The following is a 22693-nucleotide window of genomic DNA, read 5'->3' as shown; positions in this document are numbered from 1 at the left end:
TACGCATGAAGACAGGATCACTGCTTCTGGCCGTCTCACCGGCCGCCGGATTGCCCTCCCTCGCAGCCGCACAGGCGCAACCCGGGCCTGAGACGCTCGTCGTTGGGCTCAGTGCCGATGCAAGCACCTTCGAGCCCGGTGAAATCCGTTCGATGGACAATTCCAACATCGCGCGGTTGATCTATACTGCGTTGACCCGAATAGACGACGAAGGCAACATCGTGCCGCGACTTGCGACGGGATGGACCATCAGCGACGACGGTACGCGCATCGAATTCACGCTGCCCGAAGGCTACGTCTGCGAGGATGGCGAGCCGCTGACAGCCGAAGATGTGGCCTATTCGTGGAACCGTGCGGCCGATCCGGCGAATGCTTTCGCTGGCAATACGCCCGGTTTCGTCTACACTTCGATGGCCTTCGCCGGGGCCGAGGTCGTCGATGATCAGACCGTCGCAATCCTGAGCGAGCGCGACACGGGCATGGGGCTTGGCTTCACGTCGCAGGTGTTCATCCATTGCAAGGACAGCTTCGAAGCGATGTCGCTTGATGAGATCGCCCGGGCGCCGGTTGCCTCTGGGGAATATCGGCTTGCCGAGTGGAACATCGGATCTGGCCTGATGCTGGAAAAATGGCAAGGCGCCGGCAATTTTGAAACGATCGCGTTCCGCGTTATCCCAGAGGCATCGACCCGCATCGCCGAGCTTCTGGCGGGCAATGTAGATATCATAACCAACGTACTGCCCGACCAGAGCGATCTTATCAACGCGTCCGGCGTGGCAGAGGTGCAGGTGGTACAGGGCCTGCGACGCATGTATATCGGGTTTAACCAGTCCGAGATTTTTGACGGGGTGGCGGGCGAAGCGGTGCGCAACGAGGACGTGCGCCGCGCGCTGCAATACGCAGTGGATGTCCCGGCGATTTGCCTGCAATTGCTGAATTTCGAATGCGAACGGGCGACCGGGCTTGTAAATCCGCCCAACGGCCATCCCGATATCGAGCCCTATCCCTATGATCCGGAGACCGCCGAGCGCTTGCTTGACGAGGCGGGCTATCCGCGTGGCGAGGACGGGGTGCGGTTCGAGATCACCTTGCAGTCGCCGCGCGGCCGCTACCTGAACGATGCGAATGTCGCACTCGCCGTGGGCGCTTATCTGACGGAAGTCGGCGTGGCAACCGAGGTCGAATTGCTGGAGTGGGCCTCGGTCTATACGCCACTGATCCGCGCGCATGACGCAGGGCCGCTGTTCTTGCTTGGCTCGGGCGGGGCCTTATGGAGCGTTCTCTATGACATGGCGATCTTGGCTACGGTCGAGAGCGGGCCGAATTACACGGATTGGTCCGATCCGCGCTGGTTTGACCGTTGGGCCGATATCGCCGCTGCCGAGACGCTGGAACAAGAGCGCGCGGTGATCGACGAGATGCTGCAGGTCTTCTTCGACTACGGCCCTTGGCTGCACATGTACTATCAGCCTGATTTCTACGGGGTGAGTAACCGTATCAAATGGACCGCACGCCGCGACGAGCACATCGAATTGTGGGACGTGACCCTGGCCGAATAGGCACCCTGCACCCTCCTGTGATCCGGAAGATAAGCTCTGGGTCACAGACCAGATTGAAAGGAGATACCTATGCTGAATGTCGGAATCATCGGGGCGAGTTTCGCCCGCGACGCCTATCTTCCCGCTTTTGCTCATATCGACGGGGCAAAGGTTGTGGCGCTTGCCTCCGGACGACTGGACAGTGCGCGCAAGGCCGCAGAGCCGCACGGCATCGACGCCGTCTATGATGACTGGGAGGCAATGCTGGCCGCCCATGATCTCGACCTCGTGTGCATCGCGACGCCGACGGTGATGCATAAGCCGATGGTGCTCGCTGCGATCGCGCGGGGGGCGCATGTGCTCTGCGAAAAGCCCACCGCGATGAATGCGGGTGAGGCGCGGCAAATGCTCGATGCGGCGCGGGCCGCGAACGTGCTGCATATGATCGACCATGAACTGCGGTTCAACCCAACGCGGGCGCGGATCGCGCAGATGATCCATGATGGGGATCTGGGCGAGATCCGGCATGTCAATATCGCTAATATCGGCGCATCTTGGGCCAATCCGGCGAGCCGTCTAAAGGGTGACTGGTGGTCCGATGCGGCGATGGGGGGCGGTCGCCTTGGTGCCAACGGTTCGCATCAGGTCGATACGCTGCGCTGGTGGCTTGGTGAACCTGCGGCGGTCGTGGGGCAGGCGCTGACCGTTGTGCCGGACCGGATCGACAAGGCGACAGGTGCGGCATGGACGGCGACAGCCGACGATCTTTCGCATTTCACGATGGAGATGCGATCGGGCGCGCTGGCACAGGTGTTCATGTCGGGCGTCGCGGCCGCCAATATCGGCAACTTGACGCAGGTTTTTGGTACGAAAGGCACGATCACCCTGAACAATGCTGATGAAAAGCTGTTCTTCGCCAGGGCAGGTCAGGGTTTCGAGGAGGTCAGTGTCGATGTGCCGGATGCAAAGCTGCCGGGTTTGAACAAAGGCGTCTGGAATGTCTCGGTGCTCGGAGCGTTGCGCGAACTGACCGGCGCCATCGCAGAGACGCGCGCGCTGATGCAGGGTGCGACTTTCGTGGACGGGCTGCGCAACCAGATGGTGCTCGACGCCGTGATTGCTTCAACCAAAAGCCGGGCTTGGGAAGATCTTGACATGGACAGCGCATCGTGACCGACGCGCTCTTGGATCAACGGGTCGTCATTACCGGCGCGGCGCAGGGGCTTGGCGCGGCCATCGCCCGGGTGTTTGCAAAGCACGGGGCCGAACTTGTGCTGATGGACGTGGATGCGGCGGGGCTGGATGCGGTGAATGCCAGCATCGGCGGTGGTGCGCTTTGCCTGATTGTCGATCTTGGCGATGCTGCGGCGACCGCTGACGCCATCGCCGCCATTCCCGGCCCGGTTGGTACACTGATCCATAATGCCGCGATCCTGAAGCCCGAACCGCTTGACGCCACCAGCCTTGCGACCTTCACCGCGACGATGAATGTGGGCATTCAGGCCGCGTTCCAATTGAGCCAAGCTTTCTGGGGCGGGATGAAGGCGCAGGGTGGCGGCGCGCTGATATTCGTTTCGTCGCAATCGGGCATCAAGGGCTTTGCGAATGAAACCGCCTATTGCGCGGCCAAACATGCGCTTGAAGGTTTCTCGAAATGTCTGGCGCTGGAGGGGGAGGCGCATGGCATCTTATCGTGCACGATCACGCCGGGCCGCGCGATGCACACGCCGATGTCCGAACGCAACTACCCGCCCGCACTCAAGGCACAGTGGATCGCGCCCGATCTGCTCGCACCTGCTTTCGTCCATATCGCCACCACCCGTGACGCCGCCCTATCAGGGCAGCGGCTGAACGCATGGGAAATGTCGCAGCAACAGGAGCCTCCCCAATGACCGATCCCATGAAGGACATATACGACTGGATTGATGCGCATGCCGATGAATGCGTCGCCGATCTTCAGGTATTCGTGCAACAGCCCTCTGTCTCGGCACAAGATATCGGTCTGCGCGATTGTGCGGCGCTGATCCGCGACATGATGCACCGCGACGGCCTGCCTGTGGAATTTCACGAGTTGGAGGAAGGCCCACCTGTCGTCTATGGCGAGGTCGCTTCAAGGTCGCGCAAGACGCTGCTCTGCTATTCGCATTACGACGTCCAGCCGCCCGAACCGATCGAGGCATGGACACACGGCGGGCCATGGTCAGGCGCGGTGGTCGATGGTGTGCTTTATGGGCGCGGGGCGACCGACAACAAGTCCGGCGTTCTGGCGTTCAACAAGGCCGCAAAGGCTTTTCTTGCCGTGCGCGGTGAGGTGCCGGTAAGGCTGAAACTGCTGATCGAGGGCGAGGAAGAGATCGGCTCGCCCAATCTTGGGCCTTGGGCGAAGGCGAATGCCGAAATGCTCGCGGCTGACGGGATGCACTGTCTTGATGGCAGCTTGGAGATTGGGGTCGACGTGCCAGATGTGTCGCTGGGCCTCAAATCGGTGCTTTTTGTCGAATTGATCGCGCGCGGACCGCGTACCGATGTGCATTCGTTGAACGCGCCGCTGGTGCCGAACCCGGTCTGGGATCTGGTGCACGCCTTGGCCACGATCATGGACCGTAACAAGAATATCCTGATCCCCAACTGGGCCGAGGGCATCTACGAGCCGAATGAAGAAGACATGGGCTATCTCGCCGACAAGGCCGCGCGGATTGATTTCGACATGCTGCGCGATGAATTGGGTGTGACCGAGTTCGCACTGGGGCGTGACGGCGTGGAGGCGCTGAGGGCGCGCACCTATGAGCCGACGGCGAACATTCAGGGCATCACCGGCGGCTATACTGGCAAGGGCACCAAGACGATCGTGCCGTCCGAGGCGCGCGTGCGGATGGATTTCAGACTTATCCCCAATATCTCGCCCGCGAAGGCCATCGTAAAACTGCGCGAGCATCTGAAACGCGAAGGCTTCGACAACATCGAGGTCAAAGGCGAGGCCCGCACCGAAGACCCCTACAAGATCAGCGCACGCGAGGACATCAGCCAGTCGATCATTGCTGCCGCAACCGAGGTGTACGGAGAGCCGCCCATCGTCAACGGAGTGTCTGCAGAAGGCGCGATCCTGAAACATGTCTGGATCCCGTGTGTGCTCACCGGGTTCGCCAACCCGGGTTGCAACCTCCACGCGCCTGACGAGAACATTCACGTCGACAAATACATCAAAGGCATCAAGTACGCCGCCGCCATCATGGAACATTTCGGCCGCAGCTAGGCCCGACAGGAGATAGACATGCCAAAGGTCGACATCGCTTTCGACACCTATCACACTTACGACGCCATGACCGCGCATCTGCACGCGCTGGCCGAGGCGTATCCGACGCTCTGCACGCTCACGTCCATCGCGAAGAGCTTTCAGGGTCGCGACGTGTGGTTCATGACGATCACCAATCCCGAGACCGGCCCCGCGTTGGAAAAGCCGGGGTTCTACATCGATGCGCAGATCCATGCTGAGGAACACGCTACCAGCGCCACCGCGCTATATGCCTGCTGGTATCTGCTCACGCACTACGGCACCGACGAGGAAGTGACGCGCCTTGTTGACGGGCAGGTGTTCTACATCATCCCCCGGATCAACCCAGATGGTGCGGAATATGCGATGACCGCGCCCTATCATCCGTGGTGCGGCAATGGCAGGTTCCTGCCTGGCGAAGATCGCCTGTCGGGGTTGATCCCGCAGGACATCACCGGCGACGGATACATCGTACAGATGCGGGTGCCTGACACCAAGGGCGAGTGGAAGAAGGACAGCGAAAATCCCGACATCATGGTGCAGCGCGAGCCGGGTGAAGAGGGTGGTACCTATTTCCGCCTCTACCCCGAAGGGCTGATCCGCGATTTCGACGGCGTTCATGTGCCGGTCGAGATGCAGCAGGACGGGAACATGAACCGCAACTTCCCTACCAATTGGACCCCGCAGGAATATGGGGCGGGCGACTATCCGTTTTCCGAGCCGGAAACGGCGGGGATGGCCCGCGTCATCCTCGGCCATCCTAACATCACTGGCATGTGCGCCTATCACACGCACGGCGGCATCATCCTGCGCCCCTCGATGCTGCGGTTGGACAGCGAGATGAGCGCGCCGGACCTGTCGCTTTACAAGGCATTGGGAGCGGTGGGTGAACGGCTCACCGGCTATCCGACGATCTCCGTCTACGAGGATTTCACCCCCGACAAGACCAAGGCGCGCCACGGCAGCCTGACCGACTGGACCTATGAGGAGATGGGCATCATCTCCTTCGCGACGGAACTCTGGGATCTGGAGCGTACGGCGGGCGTGCCGAAAGAGGGCTACTACAATCTTGGTCCGCGCGGTGCCGCGACGCAAAGGCGCGTTCACAACTGGGTCGTTGCCAATGTCGGCGACCATGGTTTCCGCTCCTGGACTGCTTTCGATCACCCACAGCTTGGCCCGATCGAGGTTGGTGGAATGGTCTATATCTGGAGCTACCGGAACCCACCGGGCAATATGTTGCAGGAGATCTGCCACAACAACGTGATGTTCAACCTGCGCCACGCCGCTGCAGCGCCGCGCATCGCGCTGGACGATCTGAGTGTCGCGCATTTGGGCGGCGACCTTTACAAGGTAACAGCCGTGGTGAGCAATCACGGCTATCTGCCGACGAACCTGTCGGACGTGGCAACAAAGAACGGCGTGGCGAAGCCGGTGATGCTGTCGATCAGTTGTGATGGCGCAGAGCTTGCGATGAACCCCGGCACCGTCGATCTGGGGAATCTCGCAGGGCGGAACGAACGGCGGTACGCCTATTCGAACTGGGGTCAGCAATGGTCGGCGGTGACGAAGAAAGCGGAATGGTTGATCCGCGCCTCTGGTCCCGATGCACGGATTTCCGTGACCGCAGTGTCTGAGAAGGGCGGCACATGCCGGCAATCGGCAACCTTGGGGGGCGGCGTATGAGCAACACGGGGGAGGGTGAACCGGGCATCACGCTGGCTAGCCCGCCGGGGGTCTTTCCGGTCGCGGGCTATCACCACGCGTCGCTGGCGGGCGGAATGATCCATGTGGCGGGCCAGGTCGCGCGCGACGAAAGCGGTAACTGGGTCGGCGGCGAAGATGCGGGCGCGCAGGCGGTTCAGATTTACCGAAACATCGGCCGCATTCTTGCGCATATGGGGGCTGACCCCGAGAACGTGGTCAAGATCATGGTTTACATGACCGACCGCGAGAACTGGGAAGGTGTCGCGCAAGCCCGCCGCGACTTCTTCGGCGATCACCGCCCGCCACATACCGGCCTGATCGTGGCGGGCCTTGGCGGCCCTAAGGTAAAGATTGAGATAGAGGTGACCGCTTGGCTGCCACCCATAAGGTCGGCTGACAATTCATGAGGGGTGATGCGTCGAGATTTGGAAACATGGCCTATTGTTCCGGGGCATGACCGGCGCAGACAAGAGTGCCGTAGCGTAGAGCATTTCCAGGCGTTCGAATGGATTGCGCCATCAAACCTTGGGATCAACGGCCCAGGCAAGGTCCCAAGGGTTCGCCATCGAATGCCGGAAACGGACTCCCGATGATCCGATTCAGCCTGCGCGCAGATCTTCGAGGTAAATCCGCACCGCATCTTGCACATGCCGGAAGCGGTCGCCGCCCAGTTGTTTGCCGCCAAACCATCGCGTGACCACAATGATATGGTCGTGCAAGCCTTCCCGTTCCAGCATGCGCACGATTACCATGCCGGCACCCGCCTCACCGTCATCGTTCTTCAGGGGGGCGTCGGCAGCCAGAAGCGCCCATGTGTTGTGTGTTGCCTTGGCGAATTTCTTGCTGCGGCAAAGCTCCTTGATAAAGGCATTCGCTTGGTCTTTGGATCTACATGGGCCGCCCGAAACCGCATATTTCGACCCCCGGTCGCTGATAATGTTGTCTAGGATACGCATGATGCAGGCATAAAGCGGACTGTTATGTGCGGCAAGGCGTTTGCCACGTGCCAGCGTGCATCTTTACGCCTTCCTTGCTTGGCGCAATGGGTCCGGGAGCATGTTCAGCCTTTTCCCGATAATGACTGATGCAGAATCAAAATTGCTCGAGCGTCAGCACATTTACGCTCGCGCCAAAAGTTAACGCCCCAAAACGCAACGAAGCCTGATGGCTGATCGGGCCGGGTGATCTGAGGTGGCCCCTTTTCCTGCCCGCATGAAGGTCGTAGAGGACGTGCATGAAATATGATGTGATTGTGCTTGGTGCCGGTGCTGCCGGTTTGATGGCGGCCGCGACAGCCGGGCAGGCAGGTGCGCGCGTTCTTTTGCTAGATCATGCTGACAAGGCCGGGAAGAAAATCCTGATTTCTGGTGGGGGCCGCTGCAACTTCACCAATTTGGGGACCGAAGCTGAGTGCTTCTTGTCCGATAACCCGCACTTCTGCAAGTCGGCTCTCGCAAAGTATACCCAGTGGGATTTTATCGCGCTGGTCGATCGTCACGGCATCGCCTGGCATGAGAAGACGTTGGGACAGCTCTTCTGCGATGGCTCTGCCCGACAGGTTGTAGCGATGCTTCTCGAAGAGTGTTCCCGGGGCGGGGTGGACGTCCGCCTTTCGACGCAGATCGGTGAGATTGGACATGGTGATGGGTTCTTCCGCGTTGCTGGCGCGACGGCCGGACAATTGGTCATCGCTACCGGCGGCCCTTCGATTCCGAAGATGGGTGCAACCGGCATCGCCTACCAGATCGCGCAGCGCTTCGGCCTGCCGGTCGTGCCGCCACGACCCGCGCTGGTTCCCTTGACGTTGGGATCGGACGCACAGGCATTCCGCGAAATTTCGGGCGTGGCATGTGCGGTCACGGCGCGGGTCGGCACGGCCGCCTTCACCGAGGCGGCACTTTTCACCCATAAAGGGCTGTCGGGACCGGCAATTCTGCAGGTGTCCTCATACTGGAAACCCGGTGAGCCCGTTGTCCTGACATTGGTCGGGAATGCCGTCGAGATGCTGCGTGCGGCAAGGCGGCACGCGCCGCGCAGCCGTTTGCGATCCGCGCTGAGCGCGCATCTTCCGAACCGTCTGGCCGATGTGCTTTCAGCGCGCATCGGATTGGAAAAGGAACTGGGAAACAGTTCTGACGCAGATCTCGGGCGCGTCGCAGAGCACCTGACGCAGCTGACGTTTCATCCAACCGGCACGGAAGGTTTTGCGAAGGCAGAGGTGACGGCGGGCGGAATCTCCACGCAGGCGCTGTCCTCGCAAACCATGGAAGCGAAGAGCGTGCCCGGTCTCTATATCATCGGTGAGGCGGTCGACGTTACGGGCTGGCTGGGTGGCTACAATTTCCAATGGGCGTGGTCTTCTGCCTGGGCGGCAGGAGTAGCCATCGCTGCGCAGCGCGGGGTCTGAACCCAACGACGATCCATCATTGCGCGTCGCCGTGAAGGCCACTGGTTCTGATGTCAAAGCCAGCGCTTGGTGAGTACGGCCCCTCTATCCTGAAGCGCGCTGGCCGAAGGGCGTATTGCCACGTTCATCCCGCCAAAGGCCAATCGGCGTTTTTCGGCCCGGTTCGACAAGGACACCTACAAATGGCGCACCCGGCGGAAGTTGCCTTCGAAGGTTTCACGCTCCGGTCTTAAACGCGGCGTGCCTTCCGGTGCAGCCGAGACTATCCCTGTTGCTGACGAGGCTGGAAAAAGGGAGCGTCATCTCATTCGTACATTGTGCCCGACAGCGCTGATCCAGATTGGCATATGTCGGCACGCGTGTTAAATTCAGGCGTCACAACAGGATGTTGGCAGGCGACAAAGGTGTCGGTTGGCCTGCGTTCCAGATTGCTGGCGTTGCGGTTGGGAGTGCCGATACGGATGACCATTCTTGCCGCCCGATATCTTCAATGCATTTTTCGCTGGCGATGAGTGCGCAAGATGACCTGCGCCGGGCGCTGGCGCTCCGGTTTGGCATTGGCAAATGCAGCCTTCGGCTTGTTGAGGAACGGGACGCAGGCACGCCCGGGGGTGCTGGTCTTCGCGTCATGACCTATGACACAGGGGCGGGCCCAGGCATCGCCGAGCCGGTCATGGGCTGGCTTACACATCCGCTGACGCCGCCGCCCTGGCCGGTCGTGCTGGTGATCCATGCCCATGGCAACCGGCACGACATCGGCGCGCGCGAGTTGATGGAGGGCCGCCCGGCGATATCGCGCCCACTGGGACCGGACCTCACTTCCCGGGGGTTTGCTGCGCTCTGTCTCGATCTACCCTGTTTCGGCGCGCGCAATGGAGAGAGTGAAAGCGCGGCGGCAAAAGCGGCGCTTTGGCAGGGCGAGTCACTGGCGGGACGAATGCTTGCCGAACTGTCGGCTCAGGTGGCTTGGCTGTCGCAAGATCCGCGTTTCGATCCGGGGCGGATCGGCGTCTATGGTTTGTCGATGGGTGCGACGCTGGGGTGCTGGCTCGCTGCGGTTGAGCCACGGGTCGCGGCGCTTGCACAATTGTGTTGTTTCGCGGACATCGGCCAACTGATCGAAAGTGGCGCGCATGATCTGCATGGGCTCTACCTGACTGTTCCTGGCCTGCCTGCGCTGGCGCGCAACGGGCAGATTGCGGGACTGGTGGCGCCGAGACCGCAGCTTGTTTGCGTGGGCGCCCTCGATCCGCTTACCCCGCCCGATGCTCTCGATGTGGCAATCACCGATCTGCGCGCGGCCTATGCCGGTTCGGAGCATGCGCTCGACGTCCTGGTCGAGCCCGAGACGGGCCACGTCGAAACTCCGGCGATGCGCGATAGGGTCATGGGGTTCTTCGACCGGACACTCAACTGAGACGGGTTCGCTTTGCGCGACTACTGTCCCTGTCCTGCGATGCACTTTTCGCTGTCAACCGCCGACTGCCCCGATGGTTTCATCATCACCAAAGCCCGCAAATTCTACCCTGTGGCGCGGTGCGCGATGCAAAGTCGTATGCCGCCAAACGGGGCACCGTTGAAGTGCGTGGAGGCCTCGCAGCACGCCGTGTTAATGGGGATTCACCCAACACAAGCTGACCCTTCATTTTCGCATGACCGGGAAGCGCAACACCGGGCCCCATTTTGGGCCAGATGGTCAAACGACACCCGGTTTTTCCGGTCTAACCGATCCGCAGGCCGTCCTTGTCGAAGGCATGCATTTGGCCCATGTCGAACGTCAGCGCAATCTCCTGGTCGCGCCGGATTTCAGGCTGGCCATCCACGACGATGACGACGGTGTGTCCCTTCCCCATAACGCCTGCCTTGGCCTCGGTGGCGTGTGCTTCAGGGACCGGATCGACGGCCACGCCGGGCGCTGTCACAGCGTGGATCACGGTTTCCGCACCCAGGGCTTCGACCAGAGTTACTTTCGCCGGGATGCCGGCCTCGTCTCGTTTTGCCAGAGTCATGTGCTGCGGGCGTATGCCAAGGGTCACTGGGCCATCGACGGTAACGGGAACGACCAATCCGCCGGGCAGTTCGGCGCTGCCGTTCTGGGCGCGAGCTGCGAAGAAGTTCATTGCCGGGGCCCCGATGAAGCCTGCGACGAAAAGATTGGCCGGGCGGTTGTAGAGGTTGAGCGGGGTGTCTACCTGCTCGACCACGCCACGCCGCAGCACGACGATCCGGTCGGCCAGTGTCATCGCCTCGATCTGATCGTGGGTGACATAGATCATTGTCGTGGCAAGGCGCGCATGCAGCGCCGCAAGCTCTGCGCGCATGGAGCCGCGCAGTTCGGCGTCGAGGTTCGACAGCGGCTCGTCCAACAAAAAGGCAGTCGGATTGCGCACGATGGCCCTCCCGATGGCGACGCGCTGGCGCTGGCCGCCCGAAAGCTGCGTCGGGCGCCGTGCCATAAGGTCCTCAATCTCAAGAATGCGCCCCGCTTCTGAGACACGCTCCTCGATCTTGGCCTTTGGCATCCGGCTGTTTTCGAGGCCGAAGGACAGGTTTTGCCGGACGGTCATATGCGGATAGAGGGCATAGGACTGGAATACCATGGCAAGTCCCCGGTCGGCGGCGCCGGTTCGGGTGGCGTCCTCGCCGTCGATATGGATCGTCCCCGAGGTTGGCGCATCTAGGCCGGCGATCAGGCGCAGCAATGTCGATTTGCCACAACCCGAAGGCCCGACAAAGACCACGAGTTCGCCGTCCTCGATCTCCAGCGATACGCCGTGAATTACGTCCACCGCGCCAAAGCTTTTGCGAATGTTGTTCAGTGCGATGCGGCCCATGCGCGCCTCCTGTTTGACGCCGGGTCTATTTGACGCCGGCACCGGCAATTCCGGTGGTGATGAAGCGTTGCAGAAAGACGAAGACGAGGACGACCGGGATCATCGTGACTACAGTCATTGCGAGGATATAATGCCATTGTACGTTCAATTCGCCCGCATAGGTATTGAGGCCGATCTGCAGGGTGTAGAGTTCGCGCCGCGACAGCACGATCAACGGCCACAGAAAGTCGTTCCAGCGCCAGACGACGGAAAAGATGGCCAGAACAGCCAGTGCTGGCGCTGTCAAAGGGAGGATGATGCGCCAGTATATCTGCCACTCTGAGGCGTGATCCATGCGCGCAGCCTCGATCAGGTCGTCGGGAATCGTCAGCATATATTGCCGCAAGAGAAAGACGCCGGTAGGCGTGGCGATGGTGGGCAGGATCACGCCCCAGAGCGTGTTTAGCAGCCCCGTCGCGCTGACCACCGAATAGAGCGGTACCAGGATAACTGACAGCGGCACCATCAGCGTGCCGACGATCACCAGAAGCACCGCGTCCCTGCCACGGAACTGGTATTTCGACAATGCGAAGGCCGCCATCGAATTGGTGAGCAGCGTAAGCACGGTCGCCATAAAGGTGACGTAGACAGAATTGCGCAGATAGCGAAGGAAGTCGAAAGCAAGAAAAGGATCGACATAGTTTTCCGTTGCCAGTCCGACCGATCGCAGCGGCGCACGGTCGGCGATGTTGACGTCTATCCGGGTGCCCGGATCTGCGGGGTCGATCATCTGGGCATTGGTCCCGACGCGCCGGATTTCAGCCAGTGTACGGGTGCTGCCGTCCGGGTCGGTCACGGTGTAGAGGGGCAGGGGCCTGTCATGGCCTGCTACGGTGGCCACCTCCTGCACATAGGGCAACAGGGTTGGTGGAAACTCGGCCAGTTGTGCCGGGTCTTTGAACGAGGATGAGACCAGCCACAACGCCGGGCCGAACATCAGGATTGTCCCGCCGATCAGCCAGACCCAGGTTGCGACGTCGGTCCAATGCCAGCGCTTGCCATGGCCACGACGGCGGGTGAGGAAGGCACCCAGGGTTCCCACGCGGCTCATCGGGCTTTGGCCTTTTCGGCACGGCGCGACAGCCAGAGCTGGATCAGCGTAAGCACCACAAGGATGAGGCCCATCAGTATTGACGCTGCCGCCGCAAGCCCCGGATTGCGCAGGAGCGAGGCAAAGCCGACCTCGTAGATATATTGGGTGATGTACATTGTTGCGGTTCCCGGCCCGCCGCCCGTCAGGACATAGGCCTCGTCAAAGATCTGTACGCCGCGAATAAGCGCCAGTACCAGCACAACCGCGAGGTTCGGCCCCAGCAGCGGAAGGGTGATGCGGCGAAAAACGCGGGTGGACGGCGTGGCGTCCATTTCGGCGGCCTCGTACAGATCGCGGGGGATTGCCTGAAGTCCGGCCAGCAGGATCAAGGTGTAAAAGCCCATATGCGCCCAGGTCGACACCCCGACGGCGGCGGCGAACGCATAGAAACGGTCGTTCAGCCAGACCACTGGTTCCAACCCCAGTTCGGTGACGATCAGGTTCAGCAGACCCTGGCGTTGCAAGATCCAGCGCCAGATCAAGCCGACGACGACAGGTGAAAGCAACACCGGAAAGAAGAACACTGCCCGGAAGAAGCCGCGCCCCCGAATGTTGCGGTTCAAGATCAGGGCCGTGATCATCGATACGGTGACCATCAGGCTGACCTGAAAGAGCACGAAGAGCGTTGTGTTGCGCACCGCCGTCCAGAAATGATCCTCGCGGCAGGTAAGCGGTTGCAGGTAGTTATCGCAGTCGATCAGCCGTGCGTATTGCGCACCACCGACGAAAGTGCGGTCTGGCAGAAGGATGTCACTGCCGCCCGTCAGCGAATAGATGAAGTTGAGCACAAGCGGCACGATGACGAACACACCGAAGACGGCAAGGTTCGGCAACAGGAAGAATGCGGCCATACCGCCGATGCCGGTCCGACGCTGCCACCATCGCAGCGCCGGATCCATCGCCTTTGCCAGTACGACGAGCGGCCAAGTGACCGCTCGTCCCAGTATTTCGGCAAGCTGCGCCACTATTGCGCAGCCGCAACTTGATCGGCGATGTCTTCGTCGATCATTGTGCGCGCCTGGTCGACGCTGAGCTCACCGGCCATGACCTGGCTTACGCGGGTGACGAGCGCGCCATAGTAGACGTTGGCCCATTTCCATGACGGCAGCGCATCGGCCATCGGCAGCGTCTGGGCAGAGGCCTCGACGAAGCGCGACAGCGCCGGGCCGACGTTCGGATCATCGGACATGAAGTTGAGGCCCCCTGCAGCGACGACACCGGCATGTGCCGGCAAGAACAGGGTGCGTTCAGTGAATTCGCGCAGCACCTCTTCTGAGGCAAGGTAGTCCATCACCATCGCGACCTCTTCGGGATGCTCGGTGTATTTGATCGCCACCAGTGCCGCGCCGCCTGCCAGCCCGGAACAGCCCGCATCGCCACAAGGAGAACCCGTTGCGACCCAGTCGAAGGAGTCGTTGATTTTGGTCGATAGGTTCGCCACTTGCCACGATCCCGAGTAGTAGAACGGGATTTGCGCGTTGATGAAGTCGTCGGCGGCGGCACGATACGTCGTCCCCGATGCCGAAACCCAGACTTCGGGCAGCATCAGGCCCTGATCTGTCCAGTCGACGAGGCGGTTGACAAAGGCCAGGGTGCCGTCGTCGACTTGCGCGGGCAGACCATCGGCGCCGATGTAATTGGCACCAAATGACGCGTTGGGCCCCGAGATACGGTGACCCGACCGGTCGATCGCGAAGGCAGCCGGAAGACCTTGGTTCTCCATCACCAAGCGGCTGGCCTCGATCCAATCATCCCAGGTGGCGTCTGCCCCAGGGATTTCGACGCCCGCCTGTTCGAACAGCGTGACATTGGCAAACCCGCCCGTCAGCGTCAGCTGCGTCATGAAGCCGGGGATCGCGTCGGAACCATCGGGGCGCATCCAATCGAGGCGGTTGCCGAAGTTGCTGTCCCAATATGCCGCGTCGGCGACATAGGGGCGCAGATCGAGGAAATGCTGGGCCTGTTCCTTCAGGTTGGTCACGCGGGCAATGTCCGGTCCGTCGCCTGAAGCAAGCTGGATCGGCAACTGCTCCTGAATGACTTGATAGGCCACATTGTCGAGCACGATGTCGATTTCGGGGTGCATCTCCTCGAACCGAGAGAGCAGGTCTGCGATGACCTCACCCTCGATGCCGTCCGAATACCACATCACGCGGACTTCGGTGGTCTGGGCTGCGGCAGCAGTCGCCATGAGGGCGAGGGCCGATGCGGTGGTCCAGATGGTTTTCATGTGTCTTCCTCCCTTAACCGGTGACGGCGGATGCCGCCCCCTTGTCCTGCGCGCTCCGGATGGGCCCGCGCGGCAGGACATCGCGCGTGCCTTTGATTGTCGTCTCCTCCACAGTCAGACGACGGCCCTCTGCTTCGACCGTACCATCGGCGTGAAACAACACCATGCCATAGTCGGGGTCTTCGACGCGCAGGCGATCGTCCGCCTCCGCGACAAGGCTCAGTTCGGCGAAACGCTCTGAAAACGCCTCGGCACCCCCATGCTCCTCCTGCGCGCCCAGCCGCACGACCCACCAGCCGGTTCGCCCGGCAAGGCGCAATTCGTGACCCGTGGTCGGACCCTCTGCCACCATGACCAGATTTCCACTGCCGCGCAGCATCAGATGCGCGGTGCCGCTGTGTGCGAACGCCGTGTCGCCCAAAACGCGTGTCGCGTCGAAGTCGTGGGTGGGAAACCAGCAGTGGGTAAAATCGGGCTGCGATTCGACGCCCGAAAAGCGCAGGATCGCAAGATCGCGGTACTGCTGCACCCGTGGCACCGAGGCCGATCCGCCCCAATAGGACGGGCGACCATAGCCGGAGTGGATCTCTTCACCGGGGTGGTTAATCCAGATCTGCGCCCCCGGGGCGTCCCCGAGGCGGGCGTGGATCAGCGTCTCTTGGTAGCCCCAATCCCCCCAGCGGTAGGCCACTGCACTGCCCATAGCGTGATCGGCTGTCTTGTGGTGATAAAGCCGCGCGAACCGGTTCGCGCCCTGGGCAAAGCGCCATTCCTGCGCGGTGTCGCCGGACAGGCAGGCGCGGTCAGTCAGGTCCGGAAGGTCAAGGCCATGATCCCGCAGGCACAGCGCAAGCTGCGGTGTGGCGTGAAACCGTGTTCCATAGCTTCCCCGACCCCACAGCATCCGACCAATCCCCGAAAGCTCCAGTGTCGCAGTGCCGCGCAGCGTATGTTCGTAGGATCGGCCCTGCGCGGCCGTGAGGACACCTTGATGGGCAGAGTTCGCCACCAGTTCGATCAGCCGTGCAATGCCCTTGCCCGCCCGGTCGCGCAGGTCCGCGTCAGGCGACAGTGCATAGAGCGCGGTCATTCCCTTGAGGTCGATCGGGAAATAAGGGCCAGAGTTGAACTCGGCCATTTCGCAGGCTTCGAAATGGTCAAACCAGGCACGCAGCCGGTCGGCGCCGATGCGCGACTGCTCGGCTCCGGTCCGGCCAGACCGTTTGAAAGTGGCGTCGGGTAGCAGGGCGCCGCCAAGATGGGCCGCGGTGTGGAACAGCAGGGCGTGGTTCTCTGAGAAATACCATTGAACGTCATTGCCAGGCTCGTCCATCCAGTAGCGGTATTCCAGGATGGACTGGTCAATGCGTTTGCAGAAATCTGTGCCCAGCAGGTCAGGCCAGCGCATGCGGCACCACAACAGCGGCACAAGCGCGAAATCCGCGCAGTCCCAGCACGCGTCGATGCGCAGCAGGGCCGCGGCGATCATCGCGCGGGTGTCGCCGCCGCCATCCCCAAGCGCGAGGCTGGCCAGCGCGCGTACGGTGTCAGCCTCGCCGCGTTGCGCCACCGCTGTCAGCGCCTCGTCCAGCCGGGCCGCCAGCGCGGCGGGGGCAGGGCCCTGTTTGCGCGCGTGTGAAATTTCGGTGCCATAAATGCGTTCGGCGCCAAAGCCCCCGACTGTCAGACGCACGGCGCAATGGCGGAAGTCGGCGGGCAGAGCGTCGGCCGGACCCAGGTCGATCTCTTGCGCGTCAGGGCCAAGATCAAGGACGAAGGGCGGGAAGGGATCGTGCGACATGAAATCGCCCTCAATCCTGACCTCTGCGCGCGCGGCGACGCCCAAGGGTGCCGGCAGGCTCAGGCGCACTGGCACGCCGTCATGGGTCGCGCGGGGAAAGTGGAAGGTCGACAGGGCGGTCTCGATGGCGCGTGCCTCGGCCTCGGAACAGGCGACCTCGATCGCCTGATGGGCGGCGGGACCGGATAGATAATCGAGCTGCACATAGAACCGGGTGTCGCGCTCGGCCAGATCGTCGAAGAAGACTTCGATCCGGTTCTCGCCGGCGATGAGGGGGACTTCCACCTCATCGACGCTTTCGGCGTTGCGGCGATAGGCGGCCATCCACAGCACCTCTACCTCGTTCACGCGCAACACTGCACCACCACATGTGGCAAGCCTCAGGCGCGCCGCGCCCGCAGTGTCGGGCACCACCAACATTTCGGCACGCGCGGCAAGGCGGGTCGCCCGGAACCAGAACCCCGACAAATCCAGCCGCGGCGATCCAAAGCCCAGCCACACAGTGTCCGGTGCACTGGTCGCGTTCTCCTGCGGGCGGTGCCCGCGGAACCTGTCGGCAAACTCGGTCCGGCAGGGATACTCGTGCGGAATAATGTTCTTGTCTTTGGTGAGGAAAAAGAACGGGTCCATTTCACCTTGCATCGGGCGGTCCGCAACGTCCCAGGCGGTTTCGGCGATATCCGAATGGCGCCAGAGGGTCAGGGGCTGACCAGGCGCGAGGGGGCGGGTGAGGCGGTTCATTTCAGGTCCTTGACGGCGACAGGGGTGACATCTTGATAGACTTGGTTCTCGCCGGTCATGCCCCAGACAAAGGCATAGGGCCCGGTGCCTGCGCCCATGTGGATCGACCATGCGGGTGATAGCACGGCATCGCCGCTGCCGACGACCAAGTGACGGGTGTTGTCAGGCCGGCCCATGAAGTGCATGACCCTGTCCTCGGCATCCATGTCGAAATACAGATACGCCTCCATCCGGCGTTCGTGCAGATGCGGCGGCATCGTGTTCCAGACGTTGCCGGGTGCGGGATCGGTGATGCCCATCAACAGGAGGCACGAAGGCGCGACCTCGGGGTGGATGTACATCCGCAACGTGCGCATGTTGGCCCTCTCGGCGCTGCCGAAGGTCAGCGGCTTCGACTCTGCCTGCGGGATCAGCCGCGTTGGATGGTCCGCGCCTGCAGGCACCGAGTTGATGTAGTAGCAGGCGGGGTTCGCAGCATCATCCGATTCCAGAGACAATGCCTTTACCCCGCGTCCGACATAGAGCACGTCACGCGGCGCAAGGTGGTGCGTCGTGCCGTCAACGGTGATCTTGCCGCCGTAATGTCCGAGGTTGGCGATCCCGGCCTCGCGCGCGTCGAAGAAGTGGTCGGTGCCCACCGGCGCGCCATCGCCCAAGTCGATTGGCGCTTGCGTAGGCACGATCCCGCCCAGCACCATGCGGTCGATATGGGAATAAGCCATGCGGGCGGTCCCAGGCACGAACAACCCTTCGACCATGTATTCCGCGCGCAGTTCTTGGCCGGTCATGCGGTCGATAGCGGCTGGCGCGCCGCCATAGCGTGTGGTCCAACTGATGGGCGGCGGCGTCATAGGCGTGCTCCTTCCGGCGCTTTGGCACTTGCGATCGGCACGGCCGATGCCTGCGCTTCGAGGGCCTCTGCAAGGCATAGAATCGCAAGCGACTGGCCATAGCCCGTGGGCTGGACAGGAATATCGCGATAAAACTGAAGGTCATGGCCCATGCGTGTGCCGTAAGACACGCCGCCGACCACGCCGTTGGGGCTGATTTGCCCCAGAACGTAGGCCACTGCGCGGCGGCCGGCCTCTGCGGCGCGCGCCGGTGCCCTGCCAGTGCGCGCGGCCTTCATCAGCCCGTAGGCGATACCCGCCGTGGCGCTCGTTTCCGGGTAGGACGTGGGATCGTCAAGCAGCGTGCGCCACGCACCGTCCTCAGTCTGCAAGGGCAACAGCGCCGTAATCTGCGCCTGAAGCACGCCGTCGAGGAACTTCGCAACCGCCGGGTCGAGGGTGCAAAGGTCTGGCAGGTCGGCAAGTCCAGCGGTGATCCAGGCATTGCCCCGTGCCCAGCGTGCGCGGGCAAAATTATCGAGGCGCTCAAAGGACCAGCCATGAAACCACAGCCCGGTTTCGGGGTCGGCCAGATAACGGGTGTGGACAAGGAACTGATGTTGGGCGGCATCCACGAGGTCGCGCCGATTGGCGGCCTGTCCATAGGCGGCAAGAAACAGCGCCACCATGAACAGCGTGTCGTCCCACAGTTCGCCGTCGTTTATCCGGTCAGAGACGTCATGCTGAAAGCCGCCTTCCAGCGTGCGTGGTGCGTCTTGCAACAGGCGGTGGGCCCAGTCGTCAAGCAACGGCGTCCACCGCGGATCTCGGGTGCGGTCCCACAACATCGCCAACGCCAACATCGGCGCGGTGGTATTTACGTTCAGGGGGGGCAGCCCGGCGATCCGGTGCGCATCGAACCAGTCCTCCAACAGCGCGCGGAGCGCGTCATCGCCGGTCATCCGCCACAACTTCACAAGACCGTATAGGCCCACGCCCTGTGGCCATTCCCATGCGGAGAAGCTGATGTAATCGCCCGCCGTGCCGTCGAGGTTCGGCTCGCTGTAGCGGCCCTCATCCTTCAGCGTCGTGAGACCGTCAACAAGCCGGTTCATCACCGAGCGGATCGTGCTCGAATCGTCCATAATGTGCCTCCCCCTCGCAAATCATATGGAATCGCAAATCTCTTGCAAAGACTGTAAATTTTTTGCAAGACTGCAGTGGATTGCGAGGGGTCATGTCTAACGGACGGATACGGATGGAGGATCTGGCGGCGCGCTGTGGTGTTTCAGTTGCGACTGTCAGCCGGGTTCTTGCCGACAAGCCAGGGGTGCGGGCTGACCTGCGCGCCCAGGTGCGCGACATGGCGGCGACGCTGGGCTATGCCATGTCTTCAGGGGTCGCGGGAAAGACGGCGGTTCTTGTTGCAAGCCGGGCCGCGATGGTCGATGCGGCGCGAAGCCAGTTTACCCTGCACGTCCTTGAAGGCATGCAAAACCGTGCTGCGGCCCTTGGGATGAACCTAGAGACCCGGACCATGGCAGACGATTTTTCCGATACGTTCCAGTCGGGGGACGGCGCGGCAGGCTACCTTTTGCTTACGCCTGATAGTGATGCGCAGATTGCGTTTGCGGCGGATATCGGCAAGCCGGTGATCCTGGTGAATGTTGACGACCCCATGATGCGGCTGTCGTCTGTCGCGCCATGTAACCGCACTGCGGCCGATCGCGCGACGGACCATCTGATCCGGCAAGGCCACAGGCGCATCTTGTTTCTCACCCGTCCCGGCCGACGCACCATCGAGCGCCGCCGCGAAGGCTGGGCTGACCGGATAGCCGCGGAAGGGCTGAGCCCCGATCCGGACCTTGTGCTTGAGGTCGACGATTGGCGTCCCGAACTTGCGGCGCAAGCTATCCACGCGCGCCTGGCGCGGGGAGCGCGTGATTTCACTGCAATTCTGGCGGCTGGTGACAGTCTTGCCATCGGGGCGCTCATCGCTTTGGCTGAGGCAGGCGTATCGGTGCCGGATGACGTTTCGGTCATGGGCTTCGACGGCCTGCCGCAATGCGCCTTGCAAAGTCCTGCCCTGAGTTCGGTCGAGATTCCGATGGGTGCGATCGGCGCCCTTGCGCTCGACCTCTTGCGCGACTCCCTTATCGGGGGTGAAACCCCTGCGCGACGGGTGGAGCTGGCCTGCCGGATCGTGGATCGTGCCTCAGTGGGGCCGGTCCGCACATTGCCCGGGGCCGCGCTGAAGGGCGTTGTCTGAACGGGCGTCCCTGCTCTGCAAACCCTGCGGACCGAATGTTCGCGGGCCCGTGCGGAGCAAAACTCTGGCTTCGGACGACAAGACTACTGCCGCACTAGAACCACCCGGCGGCGCGGTCTTCGCGGCGCGCGCCACATTGAAGCGGTAATCTGGCGGTCCACCAAGGCCTTCTGGACCGAATAGGCGGCCCCCATATGGGATTCCACAACACGATCGGTGCCGAGGCGCCGTGCCGCAGGGTCTCCATGCCATCTGCGATGAAGGGTGTCCCGCCTTCTGTATCGACGATCGCGACATTTTAGCCAATGTTCCTTGCCAAGTTGAAGGCGCTGCCGCACCAGTTCAGGTCGATCGCGACTTCGCCGCTGGTCAGAACCTGCGTCCGGGCATTGGCATCATCCACGGCAGTCGCATTTTCGTAGAACGCGCGCATGAATTCCCAGCCTTCGTAGGTTCCTCCGCCGTGCGCATCGGTGATGGCGGTGCGCTGGGCGCTGCTTGCCTGCCTCTCTACGAGAGGTTCTTCAATGCGCAGGCACGGACGCATCAGTTCCGGTTCTTTTCACGGGTGCAACCGGCGTAGGGCATTGATCAACCTGGGCTGTGCGGAATACTCATTTGGTCGTGCGTCCGTCGTCTGGTGGCCATCCGACATTTGGTCCAGCGCCGGACCGCACGATTGCGCCGTGAGCGTTTGGCAGGCCGGTGGACGTGGTCGAATGTGCCTGCATTGGCTACCCCGTCGCGCCATGAGGCGCCGTATCAAGTTTCATTGCTCATGCGCAGGGCATCCATCCCCCCTGCCAAGGCATCGCGCAACACATCCACCGCCGCTGCCAGCCTTTCATCGACGACGTGCAGGTACTCTGTCCAGCTGTGCAGCCCCTCCAGTGGCGCGGCACCGTCGGATATGCCCCGCAGCGCGATCAGCGGCACGCCAAAATGCTGACATGCGCGCAGGGTGGCGAAGGTTTCCATGTCCACCATGTCTTGCGCAATCGCGTCGTAGGCTGTGCCCGATATGACCGCTCCCCCGGTGGACAGGCTTGCCACCGGCACACCCGGCACGCGCAGCGGCATCGCGATCTCTGCAGGTTGGTCCAGAAAGGGCGTAATCCCGGGCAGGAAACCCAGGGGGGACGCATCCATGTCGCGGTAGGCCACCGCGCCGGCCTGATAGACTGCGCCCTGTTCCAACCGCGCCGCCCCCGCCGACCCGAGCGAGATGACCAGTTCGGGCATTGTCCCTGCGCATTGCATCCGTACCAGTGTCGCGGTTGTGACCAGCGCTGCCTCTACCGGGCCGACGCCGGTCAGGACGGGCGCGAAGCGGGCGCGCAGGTTGGGGCCGTATTCAGCATCCACCGCCATCAGGAACAGCGTGCGGGTTTTGTGCAGGTGGGTCAGGGTCATGGGGTGCTCCGGTCCGGGGATGTGCGCAGTTAACCAGCAACCTTTGGCAAAGGGAACCACCCGCTGCCCCGCGCCCGCGCTGAGCGATGTCAAGAAAAGTTGCACGCTCAGGCCCGATCCTTTTGGCAGCAGTATGGCCAGAATGATGCCCGCCAGTGCAATCGAAGACGAAGCCAAGGAGCTGGATGCCGCTCTCGATGTGCTTGGGCTCACCTCCGAAACCCGCTTCTTCGCGCTGTCCAGGGTGCCGACGCCAGAGGTTCTGCTGGAAACTGTCCGCGCCCACCGGGCAATTGAAAATGCTCTGCACTGGCAGCTTGCCGTCTGGTTCCGCGAAGACGCAGCGCGCAACCGCAAGGATAGCGGTTCCGGCAATATCGCCGTCCTACGCCGCTGCGCCCTCGACGTCATTCGCCGCGACACCTACAAGGGCTCACTCTAGATCAAACTGAAGCGCGCGGGCTGGGATACCGACTTCCTTCGCAGCGTTCTCAACCGTTTGGCCCAAACGTGAGGCCAA

At 62.2% G+C, this 22693-nt stretch carries 20 protein-coding genes; 10 read left to right on the top strand and 10 right to left on the bottom strand.

Translation table 11 applies throughout. The annotated features are described in order from the left end of the window. Nucleotides 1-5: 5 nt before the first annotated feature. From H9529_RS08690 to H9529_RS08665, 6 genes are all read left to right on the top strand, one after another. Nucleotides 6-1559 (top strand): ABC transporter substrate-binding protein, encoded by a 1554-nt coding sequence (locus tag H9529_RS08690; protein WP_092891610.1) that lies wholly within the window; start codon nucleotides 6-8, stop codon nucleotides 1557-1559. Between the two features lie 69 nt (nucleotides 1560-1628). Then, on the top strand, nucleotides 1629-2711 hold the full coding sequence (locus H9529_RS08685) for a Gfo/Idh/MocA family protein (RefSeq protein ID WP_092891608.1): 1083 nt from the start codon (nucleotides 1629-1631) through the stop codon (nucleotides 2709-2711). Continuing rightward, a complete protein-coding gene (locus tag H9529_RS08680) occupies nucleotides 2708-3430 on the top strand; it encodes an SDR family NAD(P)-dependent oxidoreductase (protein WP_092891606.1) in 723 nt (240 codons plus the stop codon). The genes H9529_RS08685 and H9529_RS08680 overlap by 4 nt, the downstream gene beginning before the upstream one ends. Beyond that, the gene (locus tag H9529_RS08675; RefSeq protein WP_176847257.1) at nucleotides 3427-4791 is read left to right on the top strand and encodes a M20/M25/M40 family metallo-hydrolase; all 1365 of its coding nucleotides are present in this window, start codon (nucleotides 3427-3429) and stop codon (nucleotides 4789-4791) included. Before H9529_RS08680 ends, H9529_RS08675 begins: the two co-directional genes overlap by 4 nt. Nucleotides 4792-4809: 18 nt before the next feature. Then, nucleotides 4810-6495, top strand: a complete 1686-nt coding sequence (locus tag H9529_RS08670) for a M14 family metallopeptidase (RefSeq protein WP_092891602.1) — start codon at nucleotides 4810-4812, stop codon at nucleotides 6493-6495. Beyond that, entirely contained in the window at nucleotides 6492-6923 is a 432-nt protein-coding gene (locus H9529_RS08665; protein WP_176847255.1) for a RidA family protein, read from the top strand. Before H9529_RS08670 ends, H9529_RS08665 begins: the two co-directional genes overlap by 4 nt. 192 nt (nucleotides 6924-7115) lie before the next feature. Here H9529_RS08665 and H9529_RS08660 read toward each other — a convergent pair whose 3' ends face one another. Further along, nucleotides 7116-7472 carry a YigZ family protein gene (locus H9529_RS08660; RefSeq protein WP_092891598.1) on the bottom strand — a complete coding sequence of 119 codons (357 nt, stop codon included), beginning with the start codon at nucleotides 7470-7472 and terminating at the stop codon, nucleotides 7116-7118. Nucleotides 7473-7750: 278 nt separating this feature from the next. Between H9529_RS08660 and H9529_RS08655 the strand changes: the two genes are divergently transcribed. Continuing rightward, complete coding sequence (locus H9529_RS08655) at nucleotides 7751-8923, top strand: BaiN/RdsA family NAD(P)/FAD-dependent oxidoreductase (RefSeq protein ID WP_092891596.1); 1173 nt, start codon at nucleotides 7751-7753, stop codon at nucleotides 8921-8923. A 628-nt stretch (nucleotides 8924-9551) separates the two neighbouring features. Then, nucleotides 9552-10340 (top strand): dienelactone hydrolase family protein, encoded by a 789-nt coding sequence (locus H9529_RS08650; protein WP_223814104.1) that lies wholly within the window; start codon nucleotides 9552-9554, stop codon nucleotides 10338-10340. 304 nt (nucleotides 10341-10644) lie between these two features. Here H9529_RS08650 and H9529_RS08645 read toward each other — a convergent pair whose 3' ends face one another. From H9529_RS08645 to bglB, 7 genes are all read right to left on the bottom strand, one after another. Next, a complete protein-coding gene (locus H9529_RS08645; protein WP_092891592.1) occupies nucleotides 10645-11757 on the bottom strand; it encodes an ABC transporter ATP-binding protein in 1113 nt (370 codons plus the stop codon). 25 nt (nucleotides 11758-11782) lie between these two features. Then, nucleotides 11783-12847, bottom strand: a complete 1065-nt coding sequence (locus H9529_RS08640; protein WP_218132170.1) for a carbohydrate ABC transporter permease — start codon at nucleotides 12845-12847, stop codon at nucleotides 11783-11785. Beyond that, nucleotides 12844-13788: a carbohydrate ABC transporter permease gene (locus H9529_RS08635; RefSeq protein WP_092891590.1), complete on the bottom strand. Its 945-nt coding sequence runs from the start codon at nucleotides 13786-13788 to the stop codon at nucleotides 12844-12846. The genes H9529_RS08640 and H9529_RS08635 overlap by 4 nt, the downstream gene beginning before the upstream one ends. A 65-nt stretch (nucleotides 13789-13853) precedes the next feature. Further along, a complete protein-coding gene (locus H9529_RS08630; RefSeq protein ID WP_092891588.1) occupies nucleotides 13854-15119 on the bottom strand; it encodes an ABC transporter substrate-binding protein in 1266 nt (421 codons plus the stop codon). 13 nt (nucleotides 15120-15132) lie between these two features. Continuing rightward, nucleotides 15133-17661 (bottom strand): hypothetical protein, encoded by a 2529-nt coding sequence (locus tag H9529_RS08625; RefSeq protein ID WP_176847251.1) that lies wholly within the window; start codon nucleotides 17659-17661, stop codon nucleotides 15133-15135. Then, nucleotides 17658-18512 carry a 5-dehydro-4-deoxy-D-glucuronate isomerase gene (gene kduI, locus H9529_RS08620; protein WP_092891586.1) on the bottom strand — a complete coding sequence of 285 codons (855 nt, stop codon included), beginning with the start codon at nucleotides 18510-18512 and terminating at the stop codon, nucleotides 17658-17660. The genes H9529_RS08625 and kduI overlap by 4 nt, the downstream gene beginning before the upstream one ends. After that, the gene (bglB, locus tag H9529_RS08615; RefSeq protein WP_092891584.1) at nucleotides 18509-19636 is read right to left on the bottom strand and encodes a beta-galactosidase BglB; all 1128 of its coding nucleotides are present in this window, start codon (nucleotides 19634-19636) and stop codon (nucleotides 18509-18511) included. Before bglB ends, kduI begins: the two co-directional genes overlap by 4 nt. A gap of 92 nt (nucleotides 19637-19728) precedes the next feature. Here bglB and H9529_RS08610 point away from each other — a divergent pair, with 92 nt between their 5' ends. Next, complete coding sequence (locus H9529_RS08610; protein ID WP_092891582.1) at nucleotides 19729-20760, top strand: LacI family DNA-binding transcriptional regulator; 1032 nt, start codon at nucleotides 19729-19731, stop codon at nucleotides 20758-20760. Between the two features lie 298 nt (nucleotides 20761-21058). Here the strand turns inward: H9529_RS08610 and H9529_RS08605 are convergent, their stop codons facing one another. Both H9529_RS08605 and H9529_RS08600 read right to left on the bottom strand, forming a co-directional pair. Next, nucleotides 21059-21307, bottom strand: coding sequence for a hypothetical protein (locus H9529_RS08605; protein WP_092891580.1), 249 nt, complete (start codon nucleotides 21305-21307; stop codon nucleotides 21059-21061). A gap of 215 nt (nucleotides 21308-21522) precedes the next feature. Beyond that, entirely contained in the window at nucleotides 21523-22173 is a 651-nt protein-coding gene (locus tag H9529_RS08600; protein WP_092891578.1) for a 5'-methylthioadenosine/S-adenosylhomocysteine nucleosidase, read from the bottom strand. Nucleotides 22174-22315: 142 nt separating this feature from the next. Here H9529_RS08600 and H9529_RS08595 point away from each other — a divergent pair, with 142 nt between their 5' ends. Further along, entirely contained in the window at nucleotides 22316-22615 is a 300-nt protein-coding gene (locus H9529_RS08595; RefSeq protein WP_223814102.1) for a hypothetical protein, read from the top strand. Nucleotides 22616-22693: the final 78 nt, after the last annotated feature.

Origin of the sequence: Roseicitreum antarcticum (assembly GCF_014681765.1) — a bacterium.
Lineage (GTDB): Bacteria > Pseudomonadota > Alphaproteobacteria > Rhodobacterales > Rhodobacteraceae > Roseicitreum > Roseicitreum antarcticum.
This window is presented reverse-complemented; position numbering and strand designations above follow the sequence as displayed.

Bases quoted from the DNA above. Each gene is read 5' to 3' on its own strand.
- H9529_RS08690 (WP_092891610.1), top strand. From the start codon at position 6: ATGAAGACAGGATCACTGCTTCTGGCCGTCTCACCGGCCGCCGGATTG.
- H9529_RS08685 (WP_092891608.1), top strand. From the start codon at position 1,629: ATGCTGAATGTCGGAATCATCGGGGCGAGTTTCGCCCGCGACGCCTAT.
- H9529_RS08675 (WP_176847257.1), top strand. From the start codon at position 3,427: ATGACCGATCCCATGAAGGACATATACGACTGGATTGATGCGCATGCC.
- H9529_RS08670 (WP_092891602.1), top strand. From the start codon at position 4,810: ATGCCAAAGGTCGACATCGCTTTCGACACCTATCACACTTACGACGCC.
- H9529_RS08665 (WP_176847255.1), top strand. From the start codon at position 6,492: ATGAGCAACACGGGGGAGGGTGAACCGGGCATCACGCTGGCTAGCCCG.
- H9529_RS08660 (WP_092891598.1), bottom strand. From the start codon at position 7,472: ATGCGTATCCTAGACAACATTATCAGCGACCGGGGGTCGAAATATGCG.
- H9529_RS08655 (WP_092891596.1), top strand. From the start codon at position 7,751: ATGAAATATGATGTGATTGTGCTTGGTGCCGGTGCTGCCGGTTTGATG.
- H9529_RS08650 (WP_223814104.1), top strand. From the start codon at position 9,552: ATGACCTATGACACAGGGGCGGGCCCAGGCATCGCCGAGCCGGTCATG.
- H9529_RS08645 (WP_092891592.1), bottom strand. From the start codon at position 11,757: ATGGGCCGCATCGCACTGAACAACATTCGCAAAAGCTTTGGCGCGGTG.
- H9529_RS08640 (WP_218132170.1), bottom strand. From the start codon at position 12,847: ATGAGCCGCGTGGGAACCCTGGGTGCCTTCCTCACCCGCCGTCGTGGC.
- H9529_RS08635 (WP_092891590.1), bottom strand. From the start codon at position 13,788: ATGGATCCGGCGCTGCGATGGTGGCAGCGTCGGACCGGCATCGGCGGT.
- H9529_RS08630 (WP_092891588.1), bottom strand. From the start codon at position 15,119: ATGAAAACCATCTGGACCACCGCATCGGCCCTCGCCCTCATGGCGACT.
- H9529_RS08625 (WP_176847251.1), bottom strand. From the start codon at position 17,661: ATGAACCGCCTCACCCGCCCCCTCGCGCCTGGTCAGCCCCTGACCCTC.
- kduI (WP_092891586.1), bottom strand. From the start codon at position 18,512: ATGACGCCGCCGCCCATCAGTTGGACCACACGCTATGGCGGCGCGCCA.
- bglB (WP_092891584.1), bottom strand. From the start codon at position 19,636: ATGGACGATTCGAGCACGATCCGCTCGGTGATGAACCGGCTTGTTGAC.
- H9529_RS08610 (WP_092891582.1), top strand. From the start codon at position 19,729: ATGTCTAACGGACGGATACGGATGGAGGATCTGGCGGCGCGCTGTGGT.
- H9529_RS08605 (WP_092891580.1), bottom strand. From the start codon at position 21,307: ATGCGTCCGTGCCTGCGCATTGAAGAACCTCTCGTAGAGAGGCAGGCA.
- H9529_RS08600 (WP_092891578.1), bottom strand. From the start codon at position 22,173: ATGACCCTGACCCACCTGCACAAAACCCGCACGCTGTTCCTGATGGCG.
- H9529_RS08595 (WP_223814102.1), top strand. From the start codon at position 22,316: ATGATGCCCGCCAGTGCAATCGAAGACGAAGCCAAGGAGCTGGATGCC.